Origin of the sequence: Arthrobacter sp. D5-1 (assembly GCF_017357425.1) — a bacterium.
Taxonomy (GTDB): domain Bacteria; phylum Actinomycetota; class Actinomycetes; order Actinomycetales; family Micrococcaceae; genus Arthrobacter.
This window is the reverse complement of record NZ_CP014571.1, coordinates 3693306-3712001: the sequence shown is the minus strand read 5'-3', so window position 1 is coordinate 3712001 and position 18696 is coordinate 3693306. Positions and strand designations below refer to the sequence as shown.

The window sequence follows — 18696 nt, the reverse complement described above, 5'->3', positions numbered from 1 at the left end:
GACCCGTCGACGATGACCACTACCGCAGTCGCCCCGGAAACCACAGCCGTTGCAACCGTCCCCAGCTACGTTCAGGATGCCTGGTGGACCCCGGCACCCGACGCCAGGAAGGTCCCGGTCCGCGATGCCAGCACCGGTGAAGTCCTGGCCAACGTGAGCACCGACGGACTGGACCTTGCCGCCGTCGTGAATTTCGCCCGCACCACAGGCCAAACTGAACTCGGGAAGCTGACGTTCCACCAGCGTGCGCTCAAGCTCAAGGAGCTTGCCCAGTACCTTAACGGCCGCCGTGAGGAGTTGTACGAGTCCTCGTCGCAGAGCGGCGCCACCAAGATCGACAACATGATCGACATTGACGGCGGCATTGGCGTGCTCTTCACTTTCGGCTCCAAGGGCCGCCGTGAATTGCCCAACTCGCAGGTCGTGGTGGACGGTCCCATGGAAGTGCTGTCCAAGGACGGCTCGTTCGCGGGCGAGCACATCTACACCCGCATCCCCGGCGTCGCAGTGCAGATCAATGCGTTCAACTTCCCCGTGTGGGGCATGCTGGAGAAGTTCGCTCCCGCCTTCCTCGCCGGTGTTCCCACCATAGTGAAGCCGGCGACGCCCACGGGCTACGTGGCCGCCGCTGCGGTCAAGGCCATCGTCGAATCGGGCATTTTGCCGGCTGGTGCCCTTCAGTTGATCTCCGGTTCGGCCCGGACCATCCTGGATGAACTCGACTACCGCGACCTCGTGTCCTTCACAGGATCGGCCTCAACGGCGAACTCGTTGAAAGGCCACAAGAACGTGGTCCAAGGCGGCGTCCGTTTCACGTCTGAAACCGACTCGCTCAACGCTGCGATCCTTGGCCCGGACGCTGTGCCCGGTACCCCGGAGTTCGACGCCTTCGTCAAAGCCGTCGTCACCGAGATGACCGTCAAGGCGGGACAGAAGTGCACGGCCATCCGCCGCATCATTGTTCCCCAGTCGCTCACGGCCGATGTTGCTGCTGCCATCGGCGCCCGTATCAACGAACGCGTCGTCGTCGGCGATCCCCGCGCCGAGGGCGTCACCATGGGTGCGCTGGCGTCGCTGGAACAGCTCGCCGATGTCCGCGCGGCAGTTCAGTCAATGCTCGACGCCGGCGGCGAGCTTGCGTACGGATCCCTCGATACGCCGTCGGTCACCTCAGTTGGCGGCGAAGTGGGGGTCGTGGAGGACGGCGCTTTCATGTCGCCCGTTCTCCTGAGCTGGGCGGACGCCGAAGCCGAGGAAGTACACTCGCTCGAGGCCTTCGGCCCGGTTTCCTCCGTGCTCGGTTACTCGGATCTGGCCGACGCCGTCCGCCTCGCAGCCCGCGGTTCCGGCTCCTTGGTAGCTTCGGTGTGCACCAACGATCCTTCCGTGGCGCAGGAGTTGGTGCTTGGCATCGCAGCCCACCACGGCCGCGTCCACATGCTCAACCGTGAAGACGCCCGCTCCTCCACCGGTCACGGATCCCCGGTTCCGCATCTGGTTCACGGCGGTCCGGGCCGCGCCGGTGGTGGCGAGGAACTCGGTGGCATTCGTTCCGTCCTGCACCACATGCAGCGCACCGCCATCCAGGGCTCCCCGAACATGCTGACCGCCGTCACGGGCCAGTGGCACACGGGCGCCGACCGCAACTTCACGGTGGAAACCGAGGGCGAGCACCCGTTCCGCAAGCACCTCTCCACCCTCCGGATCGGCGACGCGGTTCGCTCGGAACTTCGGGAGGTCACTCTCGAGGACATCACTGCGTTTGCCAACTCCACGGGCGATACGTTCTACGCCCACACCAACCAGGAGGCCGCAGAAGCCAACCCGTTCTTCCCTGGCATCGTTGCCCACGGCTACCTGCTCCTGAGCTGGGCAGCCGGCCTCTTCGTGGAGCCTGCGCCCGGTCCCGTCCTGGCCAACTACGGCCTCGAGAACCTGCGCTTCATCACCCCAGTAGCGGCGGGAGATTCGATCCGGGTCACGCTGACCGCAAAGAAGATCACCCCCCGTGAGACGGACGAGTACGGCGAAGTTGCTTGGGACGCTGTCCTGACCAACCAGAACGACGAAATCGTGGCCACCTACGACGTCCTCACCCTCGTGGAGAAGTAACCCTCTCTCACATCCCGCGGGTTTGGGTGGGTCGCTCTCTCATGTCCCGCGGGTTTGGGTGGGTCGCTCTCTCATGTCCCGCGGGTTTGGGTGGGTCGCTCTCTCATGTCCCGCGGGCTCAAATGGAAACTGATGTGCCGGCGACCGATCGAACGCCTTCCCACATGACGGGGAAGGCGTTCGACGTTTCGGTTGTGGGCGGACACGAGACCGTCCGACGAAGCTGCCTGTCGACTGTGACCTGTCGCCAAACCCATTTTTCGTGACCTGGTCTGACTCCTCAAACCGTTTTCGATGCTTCCAAGCCCAGTGAGAATGGCAACCCGTTTCGGGACCACTTTTTCGATGAAATCGGTCACCGCCGAGGTGAGTTGTCATGCCGGATATGCCGGGCAGAGACAGCACCAATAGTGTTGAACGCTTCGATATGGCCTTCCAAGAAAGCCTCCTGCGCGCAGGTCGGATATATCCCATGAACGGACTTTCCAGAGTTGCTAAGCCGGAAAGCGTACATGTAACAACGAGTCTGCCCGCCGTCCAGATCCACTCACACATCGCCGAAGTCCACCTCCGCCTCCGCACCCGGAGCGTGTTCCTGCGGCACGAACGGTTCCACCGGCGCATTGCCCGACTCAACCGCGATGATGGCCCGGCGTGCTTTGACGTGTTGACGAACCGATGAATACGAAATGACCGCCTGGTGTTCATCAACCAGACGGTCAAAACCCTTTGCGCGGTATGGCGCTGCGTTGGTGGAGCATCCAGATCAGCGAGCAGCTTCGCGTCAAGGGCAGCCTTCAAGGGACCCAGCTTCGTCGCCCGCCGCGCCGGGGCTTTCCGGTCAGGCGCTACCGCAGCCGCGAGTGCCTAACGGACCGTCCTCCTCGATACCCGGTGCACCCGAGCAAGGGCCCGGATGGATAGACCACGGACTCTGGCGTCGGGAGCCCCTGGGATGTGAGAGAGGGATGGACGGGAGCGCGCGGGAGGTGAGAGAGGGTTCGGCTCAAGCCCTTGGGAGGTGAGAGAGGGTTCGGCTCAAGCCCTTGGGATGTGAGAGAGGGTCAGGCGGCCGTGTGGAGGCCGTCGAAGGCCATGGTGATGACGTCGTCCGCGAGCTTCTCGGGGGACAGCGAGCCGCCCGGCTTGTACCATTCCACGATCGAGTTGATAGTGCCGAACAGCAGGCGCGTCACGGTGCGCGGATCGATGTCCTGCCGCAGGGAGCCGTCCTCGCGGGCGGCGGAGATGAGTTCGGCTACCTTGTGGTCGAACGCGCGGCGGCGTTCCAAGGCGTCGCGCTCAATCTCCGTGTTGCCTCGGAGTCGCAGGAGAAGCGTGACGAAGGGCAACCGGTCCACCAGCACCGCAATGGTCTGCCGCAGCACGAACTCCAGCCGCGCATCGGCGGGCCCGGACGTGGCGGCAGGCTCCTCGAGGATGGCCTCAAGGCCGCCCAACGCGTGGTCCAGGGCGAGCTTCAGCAGATCGCCCTTGGACGGCACGTGATGGTAGATAGCCGACTTCGAGATCCCGAGGTTCTCGGCCAGGATGCCCATGGACGTAGCATCGTACCCGTGGCGGTTGAAGACGTCGACGGCGATGCGGAGCACCGACTGCTGGTCGTAACCGGGCCGTCCGCGCTTGGTGGTGGTCTCAGTAGGCATGCTGGCATTTTCTCACGATCTCAAGCAAGGTCAGCCCTTGGGGCGCATGTCGTAGATCCGGCGAAGCTTGCCGTTGGACCGCTCAAGGGAACCGGGCTCTACTACGTCCACTACGCAAGATGACCCGATGTGGATCTTGATCTGCTCACGCAAGGTGTGCGCCGCCGTCGTGCCCGCATCGGTGGAAACGTTCTCGCGGCGCTCGATCTTAACGGTCAGCGAATCCATGCGCTTGCCCTCGGGACGGGTGATTTCGAGTTGGAAATGCGGGCTGAGTTCCGGGATGCGGAGCGCGATTTCCTCGATCTGCGACGGGAACAGGTTCACGCCGCGGAGGATGATCATGTCATCGCTGCGGCCGGTGATGCGGCCCATGCGGCGGTGCGCCGGGCGGGCGGTGCCGGGGAGCAGGCGGGTGAGGTCCTTGGTGCGGTACCGGATGATCGGGAGCGCTTCCTTGGTCAGGGAAGTAAAGACGAGTTCGCCGGGTTCGCCGTCGCCCAGGACCGTGGAGTGATCGAACGGGTCGATGATTTCGGGGCGGAAGTGATCCTCCCAGATGTGGCAGCCGTCCTGGGTCTCAACGGCTTCGCCGGCCACGCCAGGGCCCATGACTTCGGAGAGCCCGTAGATGTCCGAGGCCTTGATGTTCATGGTGGTTTCGAGCTCGTGGCGCATTTCTTCGGTCCACGGCTCGGCACCCAGGACGGCGTACTTGAGTGACGTGGAGGTGGGGTCGATGCCTTGGTGCGCCATGGCGTCGGCGATGGTCAGCAAGTAGGTGGGCGTGGCAAGGATGGCGTCCGGTTTGAAGTCCTGGATGAGCTGGATCTGGCGTTCGGTCTGGCCACCGGACATGGGGATGACGGTGCAGCCGAGCGCTTCAGCACCGGCGTGTGCGCCGAGGCCGCCAGTAAAGAGGCCGTATCCGTAGGCGTTGTGGACCTTCATGCCGGGCCGGACTCCGGAGGCGCGGAAGGAGCGGGCCACCAAGGTTGCCCAGTTGGCGAGGTCCTGCTTGGTATAGCCAACCACGGTGGGGCGGCCGGTGGTGCCGGAGCTCGCGTGGATGCGTGCCACTTGGTCCTGGGGGACGGCGAACATGCCGAACGGGTATTCCAGGCGGAGGTCTTCCTTGGTGGTGTAGGGGAACTTCCCCAGGTCGCTCAGCTCGCGGAGGTCCGAGGGGTGCACGCCGGCTTCGTCGAACTTGCGCTTGTACAGAGGCACGCGATCGTAGGCGTACGCCACGGTGTGTTTCAGGCGGGTGAGCTGCAGGGCCTCGAGTTCGTCGCGGGAGATGGTTTCTTCACGGTCCAGCACGGGGGCAGTTGCTTTTGAGGAGGAAACTGCGGGTGCGGCCACGGTGTTCTGCGTCATGGGGTTCCTACTTCTTGGAGATGGTGCGGCTGCGGCCACGGAACTCGGCAATGAGTTCACCATGCCCGGCGTCGGGGGCTGAATCGGCGTCGGGCGCAGCTGCGTAGATCTGGATGTCGTACAGGCCGCTTCGGCCGGTGCTCGCGCGGCGGTTTGCGACGGCGGTGATCACCTGGCCTTGGAACGCGGGCTTGATGAAGTTGATGTCGACGCCGGACGCCACCGTGATGTTGGCGGCTTGCTTGGGCGTGGGGTTGGCTGGGTTGCAGGCCAGCGCGAAGGCGGTGTCCCCGAAGGCGAAGATCATTCCGCCGTGGGCCATGCCGAATCCGTTGAGCATCTCCTGGCGGAGGTGCATGCGGATGGTGGCGTGCCCGTCGTCGAGCTTGAGGACCTCGATGCCCATCCATTCTGACGCGTAGTCGTTCGTCAGGATGTGGTGCGATGCACCGGAGAGGGTTGTTTCAACCATGCGTCATTGCCTCCAGCTTTATTTACCGAATGTTCATTAGGTAATCCCAGATCGCGCCACGTGTCAAGACTGGACCAGTATTCGCCTACACCTAGTAGCCTCGGAGACATGCCCGAAATTGAGCTCCCCATCACCACAGACCGACTCATTCTGCGCCGCTTCGAAGCCGAGGACCTCGATCGCTTCCACGGATACCAGTCGCTTCCCGAAACTGCCCGGTTCCTTCTGCGCAATGAGCTGACCAGGACCAAATCCATGGAAGTCCTGGGCCGGTACGCCAACTTCGAGTTCAACCAGGAGGGAGATTGGATTTGCCTGGCCATCGAGAGGAAGGACCACCCGGGCCTCATGGGCGAGGTGGTGCTGAAATGGCTTGAGGGGACAGGGCAGGCAGAGGTGGGCTGGATTCTCCATCCTGATGCCCAGGGCCACGGCATTGCTACCGAAGCCGCGGAAGCCGTGTTGAGGCTTGCGTTCGAGACACTCTCATTCCACCGCGTTGACGCCAAGTTGGATGCCCTCAATGAAGGATCGGCCGGCATCGCCAAGCGCCTGGGCATGCGCCTGGAAGCGACGCTGGTGGACAACTGGCACTACAAGGGCCAGTGGGCCACGGAGAACATCTACGCGATTCTCGACTCCGAGTGGCGGACCCGCCACCATCCATGGACGCGGACCATCAACTGACGGGCCACGTCTTGTGGTGCTTCAACTGCTCGGTCAGCTGCTCTTCAGGCAGCGGCCTGCTGAAGTAGTACCCTTGGCCGCTGGTGCACCCGATGCTGAGGAGATACTCGGCTTGGTCGGCACTTTCGACGCCCTCCCACACCGCAGCCAAACCGCAAGCCCGGATCAGCTGCAGCACGGCGGCCAGCAGCGCGGGTTGCGAGGGGTCGCTGCCCAGTGCTGAGAGCAGGGTCCGGTCCACTTTGACGGTGTCCACTGGAAGCTGGCGCAGGTAACTGATGGAGGAGTAGCCGGTGCCAAAGTCGTCGATTTCCAGTCCCACACCCAGTCGGCGCAGGCTGTTGAGCGTGTAGCGGTCCAAGTCATTACCTTGAATGACTGCGCTCTCTGTCAGTTCCAGGACCAGGAGCGACGGGTCCAGCCCGGCGGACGCCAAAGCCTCGCGGACGTCTTCAATGAACTCCAGCCGCTGCAGATCCGCCGCCGAAACGTTGATGCGCATGCTGAAGTTGTGGCCCGACGTGAGGGGATCGGTGCGCCATTGCTTCAACTGCCCGACGGCGGTGCGGAGCACCCAGCCGCCCAGATCGGAAATCATTCCGGTTTCCTCTGCAATGGGAATGAACTCGTCCGGCATGACGAGACCGCGGGTGGGGTGGTTCCAACGGACCAACGCCTCCACACCCTCGATTTCGCGGGTATCCAACCGGATGATCGGCTGATAGTAGAGCACCAGCTGGGAGCCGGATATCGCTTCCTTGAGTTCGCCCACCAGTTGGTTCCGCATTTGCCTGGCGTGCAGCATAGCGGGTTCGAAGACTTTGAGCTTGCCACGTCCGTCGGCCTTGGATTCGTACATGGCGATGTCTGCTTCCATCATCAGTTCCTCCGCGCGGTGGCCGGGATCGGCCATCCGGAGGCCCATGCTGGCACCGCAACGCAGGTGATGGCCCTCGACTTCCATAACGCCCACCACTGCGGCAAGGATACGGTTGCCGATGGAGGCGGCGATAGCGGGAGTCACGTCGGGGATCAGCACCGCGAATTCGTCTCCGCCCATGCGGGCCACCATGTCCTGATCCCGCACGGCGCCGGTGATCCGATAGGCCACCGTCTCCAGGACCTTGTCCCCGATAGTGTGCCCCAGGGAGTCGTTGATCGCTTTGAACCCGTCCATGTCCAGGAGGAGGATGGCTGCCTTTCGGCCGCTCTGCGCCCCACTGGACTGGGCTTCGCTGAGTGCCGTGGCAAATGCTGAGCGGTTGTTCAGGCCTGTGAGGGGATCAGTCATTGCCATGTGCTGCATCGCCAAGTGGGCTTCATTGAACTGCTGGGTACGGGCACGCACCCGTTGCTCCAACTCTTCGTAAACGATCTGGAGATCCTCGGCCAGGAGGTTGGTGCCCATGATCACGGCATCGATTTCGTCCCGTGCCTCTGAGACTTCGATTCTGGTGTTGAGATCCCCGGCGGCCAACCTCACGATTCCGTCCAGGAGCAGCCCAAGGCGCGGGTCGTTGCCGGAGTACATTTTCCCTTCGGACATGCTCACCCCCCGTGTGGCTCGCCTCGTTGTTCATCGCTATTTCGAAGGTACTCCCGAACGGCTGCGCTGCGTTCGGGCAATGCAGCCTGTTCGAACAGCATGGCAGCTTTTTCGAACGTCACCAGTGCATCCTGCCGTCGATCGGATTCAAGCAAGGTCCTGGCCAAGAGGAAATGTGCTTCCGCCGAGGTTTGCGTGGCCAGAATGGAGGAGCGGGCGCACAGGGGTTCAAGGATAGCGGTGGCTTGTTGCATATCGCCGCTGAGAAAATACCAGTGGGCGCGGACCAGCGACATTTCCAAGTGGTCCCGTTCAGAGCCGCCCACAATATCCGTGGCGAGCTCTGCCCTTTCAATGCAGCGGAGGGTTGCGGCATCACTGAGTTTTGCCTGAAGGCGCATTTCCGCTGATGCCCTGTTGAAGCGTGCCCACAAATCAACGTCCTTGGACGGTGAAAGCCGTTCGGCCGCCAGATCGTGGTAAAGGCCGCCGTCGGCAACACGATTGGCAAGAAAGGCAACGTTGCCAATCACCCAATAGCCTTTGCCGGCAGTGTCTTCGTCGACGTCGTCCGTCAGCAGGGTTTCCAGGACGAGGCATTCGCGCCAGGCATCGTTCAGGAGCCGGCTCTCCGCCAATGCCGCGATCAGGGCGCGCTGGGCGAGAATCTGAACGTACAGCAACTCGGCGTCCCCGGCCGCAAGTTTGGCCGCCTCTGCAGCCATGGTGGCAGCCTCGGGGAGCCTGCCCAGGCCTTGGAATGCCACGGCAACCATGGTTCCTGCTTTGGCCCCGAGTTCGGGCGAGGACGCGGTCAGGCTGTGGTTGTTGAGCTCCATGGCGACGTTGAGGTATTCCTCAATGCGGCCTTGGTCCCGGAGGCATTCCGCTTGCAGGTACCGCATGTTCCACCAGGACTCGTCATCTCCGGCCGCGGTGGACAGTCCGGCAGCCTCTCCGGCCAGGCGGTAGGCCTCGCCGAAATCCCGCTCCTTCCACTTGGCGCGTGCCGTGAGACCGGCAACGAAGTGGGAGGCGAGGTGCGGACTTTGCATGTGCCCATTATCCATGTCATTGCGGAAGAAAAGCTCGTATAGTTTGCACCGTGACTTTATTCAAGTCACAGACAACAAATTCGCATCAGTACGAAAGGGCATAGCGGATGAAAAAATTTGCGGCAACCCTGCTCATGGCGGCGGTTCTGGCAGTAACGGGTTTCGCTGCCCCGGCTAATGCCGAGCCCACGCAGGACAGCACGGCAATCGGTTGGTGGCCCAACAGCTTCACCACTACTAAGACGAACACCACCAGCATCGGTTGGTGGCCGAACTAAACATTGGGGGAGCGCCTCTCAAGGCCATATAACGTCAATTGATGCCCCGGGCTGCGGCCCGGGGCATCAATTTTGTTTCGCAGTATGTCGAGCATTAGTGACCGTAGAGCACTGGTACGGACCTCACGTTGACACGCCTGTCACGCCGGGCAGGGGCTTGACTACGGCCCGCCCACCGGCAACTCCACGGATACCGTGGTGCCTGACCCCAGGGTGGAGTCCAGCAGGAGGCGGCCCATGTGGCGGCTGATGATGTCGTGCGCTATCGCCAGTCCGAGCCCACTGCCGGGGACCGCCGCGGATGTTGCGTTGGAGGCCCGGTAGAAGCGGGTGAAGATGTGGGGGAGATCGTGCTCGGGAATGCCCAGGCCGTTGTCTGCGATCTCTACCAGCGCCAGCCCGCCGCCCTCCGAGTCCGAGACCGAACTGGTGATGCCCACCCTTCCGCCCTCGGGCGTGAACTTGATGGCGTTGGCCACGATGTTGGTGAACACCTGCTCCAGCTTCGCTTCGTCGGCCGTAACCTCGATGTCGTCAGTCCCATCGGTAAAAGACAACGAAACGTGGCGGGACTCTGCCAGCGGCCGAAGCGTGGCCACCACCACCTGGAGGAGCTTGGCAATATCCACCGGTTTGAGGTCCAGGTTGCTGCCGTCCTGCATGGACACGGTAAGCATGTCCTCGATGAGCCTGCGGAGGCGGTTGGAGTTCCGGGCGATGACATCGAGCATCTTCCTGATGCCGTCGGGAACCGGCCCGCCGGATCCGTCCTGGATCATGTCCAAGTAGGCGGTGATGGAGGTCAGCGGAGTCCGGAGTTCATGGTTGACGGTGGCCAGGAAGTCGGTCTTGGCCTTGTCCAGTTGCCTCAACTGGTGCAGGACCCGCTGTTGGGCGCTGATGAGGTGGCCTTGGATGAGTCCGTGGGCCACGTTCCCGGCCACGTGTTGCATCAGCGCGATCTCGGGGCGGGTCCAATCGTGCCGTTCCCGGACGGTGGAGAGCAGGATGATGCCCAACGCCGTCGCTCCCTCACCCACGGGGAGAAGGACGGTGGACACAGGGTCGAGCTCGCCTGACCACTCCCGCAGTGCCGTGGCGATCCTGGAGTCGGGGTCTTCGCGGTGGTCCGCGACCGCCAGGACGTCCGCATCCGCCCACAGCCTGTTGGCGGCCTCGATAATGGCGTTTTCGCTCTCACCCAGCCTCGCGGGAAGCAGCGGAAGGCCAAGACGGTTCCACTGTGCACGAATGGTGGGAACACGTTCGTCGCGGAAGGTAGCAAACCATACGTGGTCCACGTCCAGCGCCTCCCCGAAGCCACGCACCACGTGGTCTGAGATCAATTGGGGATCATTGGTCTCCCGGATCGCCGAGGAGACATTGCGGAGGCTTTCGCGCAGTGCTTCGATTTCGCCGCGTGAACGGGCGCGCTCGGCGGCCCGGCCGATAAGGGTTTCAACCCGGTGGACCAGTTCCCCGGATTGCACGGGGCTGATGACGTAGTCCGCTACGCGCCAGGATTCCACTTCCCGGAGGTCAAGGGATTCCTGGGAGGCAAGGACCAGGAGCATGGGAACCCCGGGGCTGCGCAGTCCGTGTGCCAGGGAACTCTCAGCCACCGCAACCGAGGGGCGCTGGTGCTGTAGATGGGCGGCCAGGGCGGCGGCATCCACGGCGGGGAACACGCTGAATCCCGCGGCGGCAAGGGCGGCCGTCGTCGCGGCCAAACGGTCCTTGTCTGAATCCGCCACTACGGCGGAGCGGGCATGCTGTACGCCGGCAACGGTCTCGCCCACTGAGCCCCTTCCGTTCCAACGGTTCATTCACGGTGTTTTCATGATGTGGCAACACCCTATCAGCGGCACTGCGGCCAAAGGTGACCACGCGGCAAATGGGTTGGATGAGTCCTGGGACACACCTTTACTTTGCCCTGTGGATTCGACAGCCTTGAGGGTGTCAGCAGAGGTAACCCGCTGCAGCAGCACCAACCGCGCGAGGAGCACTGTGGACCACCCAGCAACACCGCAGGACCACCAACAGGTGACGTTCGAGCTGGAGCTCGAAGAACAAGGCATTCTTCGCCTGACATGGCCGCGCGGGGCAAGGATCAAGGAACCTGACGCCCAGCGGGCCATGGACCGGGTGAACGAGCTCTGCGGCGAGGAACGCCATCCCATGATCGTTGACATGGCCACCACGGACGATGTCACCCGGGGTGCCCGTTCCGTGTTTGCCAAACCGTGCCAGGCCAACCGCATCGCGCTCTGGGGCTCATCTCCGGTGGACAGGGTCATTGCCAACTTTTTTCTGGGCATCATGAAGCCTCCGTGCCCCACCAAGTTCTTCACTTCTGAAACAGAGGCGTTGGAGTGGCTGGTGGAGGCGTAGGGCCACCTATATTTGGAGAATGTTCTCCGCTTTCAGGAAGTACCTGCTGATTCCCCGCCTCATCAGGCTCTCTTCCGCTGCGCCCAAGGATCCCCGCACTGCCTGGGACCGGTTTTGGGGCGATATCCGCTCAACCGGTGCCACTGGCGACGTCCTGTGGGACTCGGGCAGCGACCATGAACTCAACGGCTACCTCCCCCAAATGGCTAAGTTGGACCCGTCTTTGCCCGTGGTGGACGTCGGATGCGGCAACGGCAGTTTCACGCGCCTGCTGGCCAAACACTTCCCGCACGCATTAGGGCTGGACTACTCTGCAAACGCGGTTGAGCGGGCACGGCAGGAGTCAGCAGGAACCACGACGGCGTCATATGCGGTCTGCGACATGACGGCACCGGACGCAGCGCAGACTGTCGCTACGGCCCTCGAAGCGGCAGGCTGGACGGGGGATGCGAACATCTTCATCCGTGGTGTCCTGCACGTTCTGGACCGAAGCGGCCGCGCCGCGTTGGCTGCGAACCTGCTGCCCGTCGTCGGGACCCGCGGAGGCGTGTTCCTGACTGAAACCAACTTTCCGGGCACGCCGGTGGACTACGTCAGCCATCTGGGTGCCACCCGCAATTCCATTCCCGCCCCGTTGGAGTGGGCCATCCGCGGGCTGCCGATGCCCGGCCGGTTCGGGGCGGCACAACGGGCCAAGGCCTTCGCGGCGGCGGACTGGAACCTTATTGTTGAAGGCTCGGCGAGCATCGAGACGCGCCCGCTGAGCAATCCGTCAACCCCGGACCTGATCCCTGGATACTTCGCACTCCTCCGGGCCCGCCAGCGCTAAAAAACTCCTACTTCAGGCCGGCTCCAGGCAGGAGTTCGGTGGCTCCAAGGGAGTCGGCGACGAACGCGTAGTCCCAGGCCCGCTCACGCCACTGGACGTACCGGCCCGAGGCCCCGCCGTGCCCGCCGTCCATTTCGATCTTCATGACGATCGGCTCGGAACCGGTAGACACGGAGCGCAGTGCCTGAACCCATTTGGCAGGCTCGACATACAGCACCCGGGTGTCATTGAAGGATGTCACCGCGGCGATCTTGGGGTAGGCAACGGCCCCCACATTCTCGTACGGAGTGTAGGACTTCATGTAGGCGTAGGCCTCTGGGTCCGTGATCGGGTTTCCCCATTCCTCCCATTCCAGGGCGGAGAGCGGAAGCTCGGGATCCAGGATGGTGGTCAGCGCATCCACGAACGGCACCTGTGCCACCACGGCAGCGTATTTTTCCGGGGCCATGTTGGCGACTGCTCCCATGAGCAATCCTCCCGCCGATCCACCCATCGCCGCGATGCGGGACGGGTCAACCCACCCCGATCCAGCCAGCCAATCGGTGGCCGCGATGAAGTCGGTGAAGGTGTTTTTCTTGGTGAGCTTCTTGCCGTCCTCGTACCACTGGCGGCCCAATTCGCCGCCGCCCCGGATGTGGGCGATCACCATGACGATGCCGCGGTCCAGGAGGGACAAGCGGGCTACGCCGAAGCCTGGATCCATGCTCATCTCGTACGAGCCATAGCCGTAGACCAGCCCTGCGCCCGTGCCGTCCTGCTGTACCGACGCGTGACGCAGCACTGACAGCGGGACCCGGGTGCCGTCGTCGGCCGTTGCCCATTCGCGGGTAGCCACGTAGTCCTGCGCCGTGTAGCCGCCCAGGACGGGGCTTTCCTTGCGGAGGAGCAGCTGGCCGGATGGCAGTCCGGCGGTGGGGAGCACAAAGTCGTAGACGCGCGACGGCGTGAAGTAGGACGTGTAGCCCATGCGGATGACCGGCGCCTCGTAGTCCGAACCTGCCACCCCGGCGGTGTAGAGCTCTTCGTCAAAGGCCGGTTCCACCGGCGCACCCTGGGCCTCGGTGCCGAGGCCGGCCAAGGGCAGCACCTGGACCCGTTCGATGGTGTCCTTACGAACGGAGAGCACCAAATGCGTGGATGTCACGCCGGCGCCGTTGACCCGGACGTCGTTGGAATGTTCGACGACGGTACGCCAGTCCTGCTCTGCCAGCGGCTTGGTCAGCTCAGCGGGGTCCACCAGGCTGACCATCGAGTTGATGGCGTCCTTGTTGTGGGTCAGGAGGAGTGTTTCCCTGCCGTCCAGGAGGAAGGGCTCAGCCTCGTACAGAATATGGTGGTCGCGGGAGATCACAGTGCTGAGGCCGGCGTCGTAGTCGTCGAAGCGGAGCAGTTGCGTCTCGCTGAACTCCGAACAGCCGATGCTGAGCACCAAGTGCCGTCTGTCCGCGGAGAGATCGAACCCCAGCCACATGGCGACGTCGTCCTCCTGGTAGAGAACCTGATCATCGGCCACCGGCGTACCCAGGACGTGGGCCTTCACCTGGTAGGGGCGCCACGAATCATCCACCACCGTGTAGAAGAGGCGCGTGCCGTCGGGGGAGAAGGCCACTCCGTAGAAAATATCCTCGATGATGTCCGGGAGGAGCTCCCCGGTGCGCAGGTCCTTGATCCTGAGGGTGAACCGTTCGTCGCCTGAGTTGTCCACGGCATAGGCGTAAAGGTTGCCGTCAACTGTCACCGCGGCACCGCCCACGCTGAAGAACGGCTGGCCCTCGGCTTCGATGTTGCCGTCCAGGAGGATCTGTTCGCCGTCGATTTCCACGCCGGGCACCACGGACGGGGGCGTCCAGTCCGCTACGGGGTCCCCGGTGTTGTGGGCCAGGACGCGGCACTGGATGCTGTACTCCTTCCCTTCCACCGAACGGCTGTAGTACCACCAGCCGTCCTTGCGGCTGGGCACGGACAGATCCGTTTCCTGGGTGCGGCCCTTGATCTCTTGGAACATGGCTTCCCGCAATGGTTCCTGGTGCGCTGTGACGGCTTCCTGGTAGGCGTTTTCGGCCTTCAGGAGGTCCACCACCTCAACGGATTCCTTGTCCCTGAGCCACTCGTAGTTGTCCACAAAAACGTCGCCGTGGTGTTCACGGCGTGTGGGGACCCGCTTGGCGACAGGAGGCACCGCTGTTGGTTCCGGAGCAGCGGCAGGGACGGAAGATGTGTGGCTCATGTGGCCACTCTATAGACGGGGTCAGACAAGGAACCAGCAATTTCGCTCAGAGCGCCCGGCACCGCTCCCGGTATTGAGAGTGGTCCATGACTTGGAGCACTACGGCTGGATTGGCGTCATGACTTCCGGGGTGCCCCCACTCCTTATATTGCGAGCACGTTTTTGTGCCGTACCCGGATATATGGAGGTTCAGATGGTCCTTCTTCAACAGCACAGTGTGCACATAGGCAAGAGAGGGAGCCTGCAGGCGCGCCGACATTCAGACTCGCTGCGCCGCTCCCGCGTGGATCTGGAGGTGGTCATTCCCGCCTACAACGAGGCCGCGAGAATCCCCGACACCTTGAAACAGACGGTCGATTTCCTGGCCAACCAGCCGTGGTCTTCGCGGATTGTTGTGGTGGACAACGGAAGCGTTGATGAGACCGCCGCAGTGGTCCGCAGGATCTCTCGGGAAGAGGGGGACGCAGTTCCCATTTCCGTGGTGGGGTGCTCACGGAAGGGGAAGGGAGCGGCAGTCCGTCGCGGCCTCCTCAGCGGCACGTCCAGGTTCACGGGCTTTTTCGACGCCGACCTCGCCACGCCGCTGGAAACCCTCACCGAGGCCATGGCCCATCTCTCAGACGGTGCAGCAGCGGTGATCGCTTCCCGCCACGCACCCGGCTCAACCCTGGTCCGGCCCCAACACCTCGGACGAAGGGTGGGCGGCACGGCCTTCCGGGCGCTGACCAAATCAAAGGTCAAGGGCATACAGGACACCCAGTGCGGCTTCAAATTCTTCGAACGCGATGCCCTCACAGCAGCCATGGTTCAGTGCCGCAGCACTGGTTTCGCCTTCGACGTTGAGCTTCTGCTGCGCCTGCAGGACAACAACGCCAGCATCATCGAACTTCCCGTGGCATGGACCGATGGAGCTGCATCAACGTTCCGTCCCTTCCAGGATGGGGTGGCCAGCTTTGCCTCGGTGATCCAACTCCAGAGGGCAACACCATGATGTCCGGCCTTCCTGACATCAACTCACCAACCCTTCTCGCCGGAAAGCACGTGCTGGTCCTCAACTGGCGCGACGTCCAGCACTCACAAGCCGGCGGCGCCGAGCAGTACATGCATGAGATTTCCAAGAGGTGGGTGCAGAACGGCGTCCAGGTCACCTGGTTTACAGGGCGCGACGACGGCCAGTCACCTGAGGATGTCATTGACGGCATCCGCATCCTGCGCGGAGGCGGAGCCCTGTCCACTTATGGACACGCCGCGCTCAGGCTCCTGCGGAACGGCGGGCAATTTGATGCCGTGGTGGACTGCCAAAACGGGATACCGTTCTTTTCGCCCTTGTTCCTGCCCCGGGACCTGCCGATCATCCAGGTAATCCACCACGTCCACCAGGAGCAGTTCCGCACAAGGTTCTCGCCACCTATGGCCGCCGTGGGCCGGTTCCTGGAAAGTTCGGGAGCCAAGACGGTGTACGGCAAGCGATCCATTGTGGCGGTTTCACCCTCTACCCGGCTGGAACTGAGGAAACTCGGTTTTTCGGGTCCCGTCCACGTGGTTCCGAACGGAACCATCGACATTCCGGACGAGGTTGCCGCCCGTGCACCCCACCCGACCATCGCCGTCGTCAGCCGCCTGGTGCCGCACAAGAGGCTGGACCTGCTGATGGGCCAGTTCGCCGTGGCAGTGCGGAGCATTCCGAAGCTGCGGATGGACATTGTGGGGGACGGCCCGGAGCGGGCGCGGTTGCAGCAGTTGGCCACAGACCTTGGCCTGGACCACGAAGTAACGTTCCATGGCTACCAGCCCAATGAGGTCCGTGACAGGTTGTTGAGCCGGGCTTGGCTGACTGCCTCCACCTCGGCGTCAGAAGGTTGGGGCTGCTCGGTGATCGAAGCCGCCGCGTGGGGCGTGCCCTGCCTGGCCCTGCGTGTTCCAGGCATACGGGACTCCGTAGTGGAAGGCAGAACCGGTTGGCTGGTGGATACTCCCCAGGAATTTGGCGCCGCCATGGTTGAGGCCCTCACCGCCTTGAGTGAGCCGGACTCGGAAGCGTTGGTCTCAGCCGAGTGCCGGGAATGGGCCCGCTGCTTCACCTGGGACCGCAGCACCAGACTGCTCACAGGCGCAGTTCTGGAGGAGGAGAAGATACGGCGCGACGGCGCGGATGCAGGGTGGTGCCACTCGGACCTTTCCACCCTGGCCCGGTTCGTGTTGCCTGAAGATGCTGATCTTCAGTCCATCCTGCACCGGACGGATGAAGTTGCAGTTGCGGATGATGGACATGTCGCCGTGCTGATGAAGGGCCGTGACGAGTTTGAGGCCTTCGCGGCAATGCAGAAGATCGGCGTGACGTCTGCCGAACTCCGTTCCGCCGGACGCACTGCTTTGCTGGCCGGCCCAGGGAGCGCCTTCGCTCCCGCCGATGCTCTTGACGGCCAGTAGCGGACGTTCATCCATGGATTTATCCCAGAAAACAATGACTCTTGCTGTGCGGGAAAGACCCCGGTCACACCGCAGGGCTTCGGAAAAAGACCCGGGTATTGCAGCAAACAGCGGCTTCCTTGCCGTGTCCGCAGGGGTTGTAGGCGTGATGAGCTACGCCTGCACGCTTCTCATGGCCACCATGCTGGATACCGCGGAATACACGATCTTCGCCGCCGCGGCGATGATCCTGGGGGTGGTGGGGATCGTGGCCAATGCCTTGGTCCCGCTTCCCTTGTCGCACGTTGTTGCCGTCCACCCGGCAGGCTCCGAGGAACGGCGTAATGGCGTGGCCTTCTCGGTCTTCGTGTCCTGCCTGGCGGGCGTTGCCGCTGCAGTGATCTCAGGCAGCGTGACGCTCGCGCTCGCCGACCCCGTCCTGGCCGCAGTGGTGGCGTTGGCGGCCTTTGTCATCTTCGTGGCGAATGCACCCGCTGGCTGGTTGCAGGGTGAGCTCCGTTTCACCTGGTACGCGCTGTCCACTGTGGGCGAGGTTCTCCTGAGGCTGATCTTCAGCGTGGTGGTGATCGCCATGGCATGGGGTGCCGGGGGAGGGGTCCTAGGTTTCGTAGTGGGGTGCCTGGCGCCGTTAATAGTGCCGTGGTCCTTCTACCGGGACTTACGGTGGCGTCCGCGGGTTGTGCTGGAGAAGTGGAGATGGGCCGAGACCAGTGACATCGCCTCCGTTCTCGGCGTTGTCTCCGTGCTGGTGGGTGTCGACGTCGTGGTGGTCGGCTTCCTGGACAGCGGATCGGCCGATGCAGCAGGTTTCCAGGCGCTTGCCACCATCGCCAAAGGGCCTGTCTACGTGGCAGCCGGAACCGCTTTGGTGGCCTTCCCGTTGCTTCGCACGCCCGATGCCAACGCGGGCGAGGTTCTTGGTGCTGCCTTCGCGTCGTTCGGGCAACTTGCCGTGGTGGCTTTCGCCATCATCGCCACAGCTCCACCACTGATGGCCGGATTCATCGTGCCGCAGAAGTACCACGGCTCCCTGGGGCTCCTGCCGTGGCTGGCTGCTTCCGGTCTTGGTTACGCGGTCCTCATGGTGCTTTCCACGGTTCTCCTGGCCCTGCGCGCCTACCGCCGATGCCAGATCGGCCTCGCTTGTGCGTGTCTCCTGGTGGTGGTTGGACTCTGGGTTGGTTGGCAGTTGAACGCGGTCACGGGCATGGCTGTGGGCTCCGCTGTGGGCGCACTGGCAGCGGGCGTGGTTCTGGCGCTCCTGGCACGTCCGGTACTCATTGCGGCACACCCCGGCCGGGGAGCCGGCCCGTTCCTGGTTCTGGCCGTCGCCTTGATAGTGGCGCTGGCTGTGGCCGCCTCACTCCAGCCACTGGTGTGGCTGGCCCTGGCCACTGTCAGCGGCCTCTTCGTTCTCGCTCACCAGCGGAGGCTGTTGCCACACGGGAACGACTTCAAAATTCGACGACGACGGCACTCTGGCAGCCGGGCTGCCGGCCGCCGTCGGGGTTCCAAGCGCGGAGGTGACCGCCATAGTCACGGCGACCACAGTACGTGGCCTCCCAACGCCCGAAGGATGGAAAGACAGCTATGAGAGTTTTGCATTTGGGATTCGAAGATCC

General features: G+C 63.3%; 15 protein-coding genes. 8 read left to right on the top strand and 7 right to left on the bottom strand.

Features of this window, described 5'->3' with window-relative positions; genetic code table 11:
* Positions 1–12 precede the first annotated feature (12 nt).
* Positions 13–2112, top strand: coding sequence for a phenylacetic acid degradation bifunctional protein PaaZ (gene paaZ, locus AYX22_RS17075; protein ID WP_207594447.1), 2100 nt, complete (start codon positions 13–15; stop codon positions 2110–2112).
* Positions 2113–3176: 1064 nt separating this feature from the next.
* Here paaZ and AYX22_RS17070 read toward each other — a convergent pair.
* The 3 genes from AYX22_RS17070 to AYX22_RS17060 are packed head-to-tail and all read right to left on the bottom strand — an operon-like array spanning position 3177 to position 5631.
* Positions 3177–3779 (bottom strand): TetR/AcrR family transcriptional regulator, encoded by a 603-nt coding sequence (locus tag AYX22_RS17070; RefSeq protein ID WP_089596031.1) that lies wholly within the window; start codon positions 3777–3779, stop codon positions 3177–3179.
* A gap of 30 nt (positions 3780–3809) precedes the next feature.
* Entirely contained in the window at positions 3810–5159 is a 1350-nt protein-coding gene (paaK, locus tag AYX22_RS17065; protein ID WP_207594446.1) for a phenylacetate--CoA ligase PaaK, read from the bottom strand.
* Between the two features lie 7 nt (positions 5160–5166).
* The gene (locus AYX22_RS17060) at positions 5167–5631 is read right to left on the bottom strand and encodes a hotdog fold thioesterase (RefSeq protein ID WP_207594445.1); all 465 of its coding nucleotides are present in this window, start codon (positions 5629–5631) and stop codon (positions 5167–5169) included.
* Between the two features lie 108 nt (positions 5632–5739).
* Here AYX22_RS17060 and AYX22_RS17055 point away from each other — a divergent pair, with 108 nt between their 5' ends.
* A complete protein-coding gene (locus tag AYX22_RS17055) occupies positions 5740–6318 on the top strand; it encodes a GNAT family protein (RefSeq protein WP_207594444.1) in 579 nt (192 codons plus the stop codon).
* On the opposite strand, the gene AYX22_RS17050 is transcribed toward AYX22_RS17055, so the two are convergent.
* Both AYX22_RS17050 and AYX22_RS17045 read right to left on the bottom strand, forming a co-directional pair.
* Positions 6311–7864 carry an EAL domain-containing protein gene (locus AYX22_RS17050; protein ID WP_207594443.1) on the bottom strand — a complete coding sequence of 518 codons (1554 nt, stop codon included), beginning with the start codon at positions 7862–7864 and terminating at the stop codon, positions 6311–6313. The genes AYX22_RS17055 and AYX22_RS17050 overlap by 8 nt on opposite strands.
* Positions 7865–7866: 2 nt before the next feature.
* On the bottom strand, positions 7867–8919 hold the full coding sequence (locus AYX22_RS17045; RefSeq protein ID WP_207594442.1) for a hypothetical protein: 1053 nt from the start codon (positions 8917–8919) through the stop codon (positions 7867–7869).
* Between the two features lie 107 nt (positions 8920–9026).
* On the opposite strand from AYX22_RS17045, the gene AYX22_RS17040 reads away from it, so the two are divergent.
* Positions 9027–9197, top strand: coding sequence for a hypothetical protein (locus AYX22_RS17040; protein WP_207594441.1), 171 nt, complete (start codon positions 9027–9029; stop codon positions 9195–9197).
* Between the two features lie 161 nt (positions 9198–9358).
* On the opposite strand, the gene AYX22_RS17035 is transcribed toward AYX22_RS17040, so the two are convergent.
* Positions 9359–10996, bottom strand: coding sequence for an ATP-binding protein (locus AYX22_RS17035; RefSeq protein ID WP_207597630.1), 1638 nt, complete (start codon positions 10994–10996; stop codon positions 9359–9361).
* A 208-nt stretch (positions 10997–11204) separates the two neighbouring features.
* On the opposite strand from AYX22_RS17035, the gene AYX22_RS17030 reads away from it, so the two are divergent.
* Both AYX22_RS17030 and AYX22_RS17025 read left to right on the top strand, forming a co-directional pair.
* Positions 11205–11588 carry an STAS/SEC14 domain-containing protein gene (locus tag AYX22_RS17030; protein WP_207594440.1) on the top strand — a complete coding sequence of 128 codons (384 nt, stop codon included), beginning with the start codon at positions 11205–11207 and terminating at the stop codon, positions 11586–11588.
* Positions 11589–11607: 19 nt separating this feature from the next.
* A complete protein-coding gene (locus AYX22_RS17025) occupies positions 11608–12417 on the top strand; it encodes a class I SAM-dependent methyltransferase (RefSeq protein WP_207594439.1) in 810 nt (269 codons plus the stop codon).
* Positions 12418–12424: 7 nt separating this feature from the next.
* Here the strand turns inward: AYX22_RS17025 and AYX22_RS17020 are convergent, their stop codons facing one another.
* Positions 12425–14644, bottom strand: a complete 2220-nt coding sequence (locus tag AYX22_RS17020) for a S9 family peptidase (protein WP_207594438.1) — start codon at positions 14642–14644, stop codon at positions 12425–12427.
* Between the two features lie 193 nt (positions 14645–14837).
* On the opposite strand from AYX22_RS17020, the gene AYX22_RS17015 reads away from it, so the two are divergent.
* The 3 genes from AYX22_RS17015 to AYX22_RS17005 are packed head-to-tail and all read left to right on the top strand — an operon-like array spanning position 14838 to position 18668.
* Positions 14838–15635, top strand: a complete 798-nt coding sequence (locus AYX22_RS17015) for a glycosyltransferase (protein ID WP_207594437.1) — start codon at positions 14838–14840, stop codon at positions 15633–15635.
* Positions 15632–17074 (top strand): glycosyltransferase family 4 protein, encoded by a 1443-nt coding sequence (locus tag AYX22_RS17010; RefSeq protein WP_207594436.1) that lies wholly within the window; start codon positions 15632–15634, stop codon positions 17072–17074. Before AYX22_RS17015 ends, AYX22_RS17010 begins: the two co-directional genes overlap by 4 nt.
* A gap of 46 nt (positions 17075–17120) precedes the next feature.
* Positions 17121–18668: an oligosaccharide flippase family protein gene (locus AYX22_RS17005; protein WP_207594435.1), complete on the top strand. Its 1548-nt coding sequence runs from the start codon at positions 17121–17123 to the stop codon at positions 18666–18668.
* Positions 18669–18696 lie beyond the last annotated feature (28 nt).

Excerpts from the sequence above, each read along its gene's own strand:
- paaZ (WP_207594447.1), top strand. The coding sequence starts at position 13 with ATGACCACTACCGCAGTCGCCCCGGAAACCACAGCCGTTGCAACCGTC.
- AYX22_RS17070 (WP_089596031.1), bottom strand. The coding sequence starts at position 3,779 with ATGCCTACTGAGACCACCACCAAGCGCGGACGGCCCGGTTACGACCAG.
- paaK (WP_207594446.1), bottom strand. The coding sequence starts at position 5,159 with ATGACGCAGAACACCGTGGCCGCACCCGCAGTTTCCTCCTCAAAAGCA.
- AYX22_RS17060 (WP_207594445.1), bottom strand. The coding sequence starts at position 5,631 with ATGGTTGAAACAACCCTCTCCGGTGCATCGCACCACATCCTGACGAAC.
- AYX22_RS17055 (WP_207594444.1), top strand. The coding sequence starts at position 5,740 with ATGCCCGAAATTGAGCTCCCCATCACCACAGACCGACTCATTCTGCGC.
- AYX22_RS17050 (WP_207594443.1), bottom strand. The coding sequence starts at position 7,864 with ATGTCCGAAGGGAAAATGTACTCCGGCAACGACCCGCGCCTTGGGCTG.
- AYX22_RS17045 (WP_207594442.1), bottom strand. The coding sequence starts at position 8,919 with ATGCAAAGTCCGCACCTCGCCTCCCACTTCGTTGCCGGTCTCACGGCA.
- AYX22_RS17040 (WP_207594441.1), top strand. The coding sequence starts at position 9,027 with ATGAAAAAATTTGCGGCAACCCTGCTCATGGCGGCGGTTCTGGCAGTA.
- AYX22_RS17025 (WP_207594439.1), top strand. The coding sequence starts at position 11,608 with ATGTTCTCCGCTTTCAGGAAGTACCTGCTGATTCCCCGCCTCATCAGG.
- AYX22_RS17020 (WP_207594438.1), bottom strand. The coding sequence starts at position 14,644 with ATGAGCCACACATCTTCCGTCCCTGCCGCTGCTCCGGAACCAACAGCG.
- AYX22_RS17015 (WP_207594437.1), top strand. The coding sequence starts at position 14,838 with ATGGTCCTTCTTCAACAGCACAGTGTGCACATAGGCAAGAGAGGGAGC.
- AYX22_RS17010 (WP_207594436.1), top strand. The coding sequence starts at position 15,632 with ATGATGTCCGGCCTTCCTGACATCAACTCACCAACCCTTCTCGCCGGA.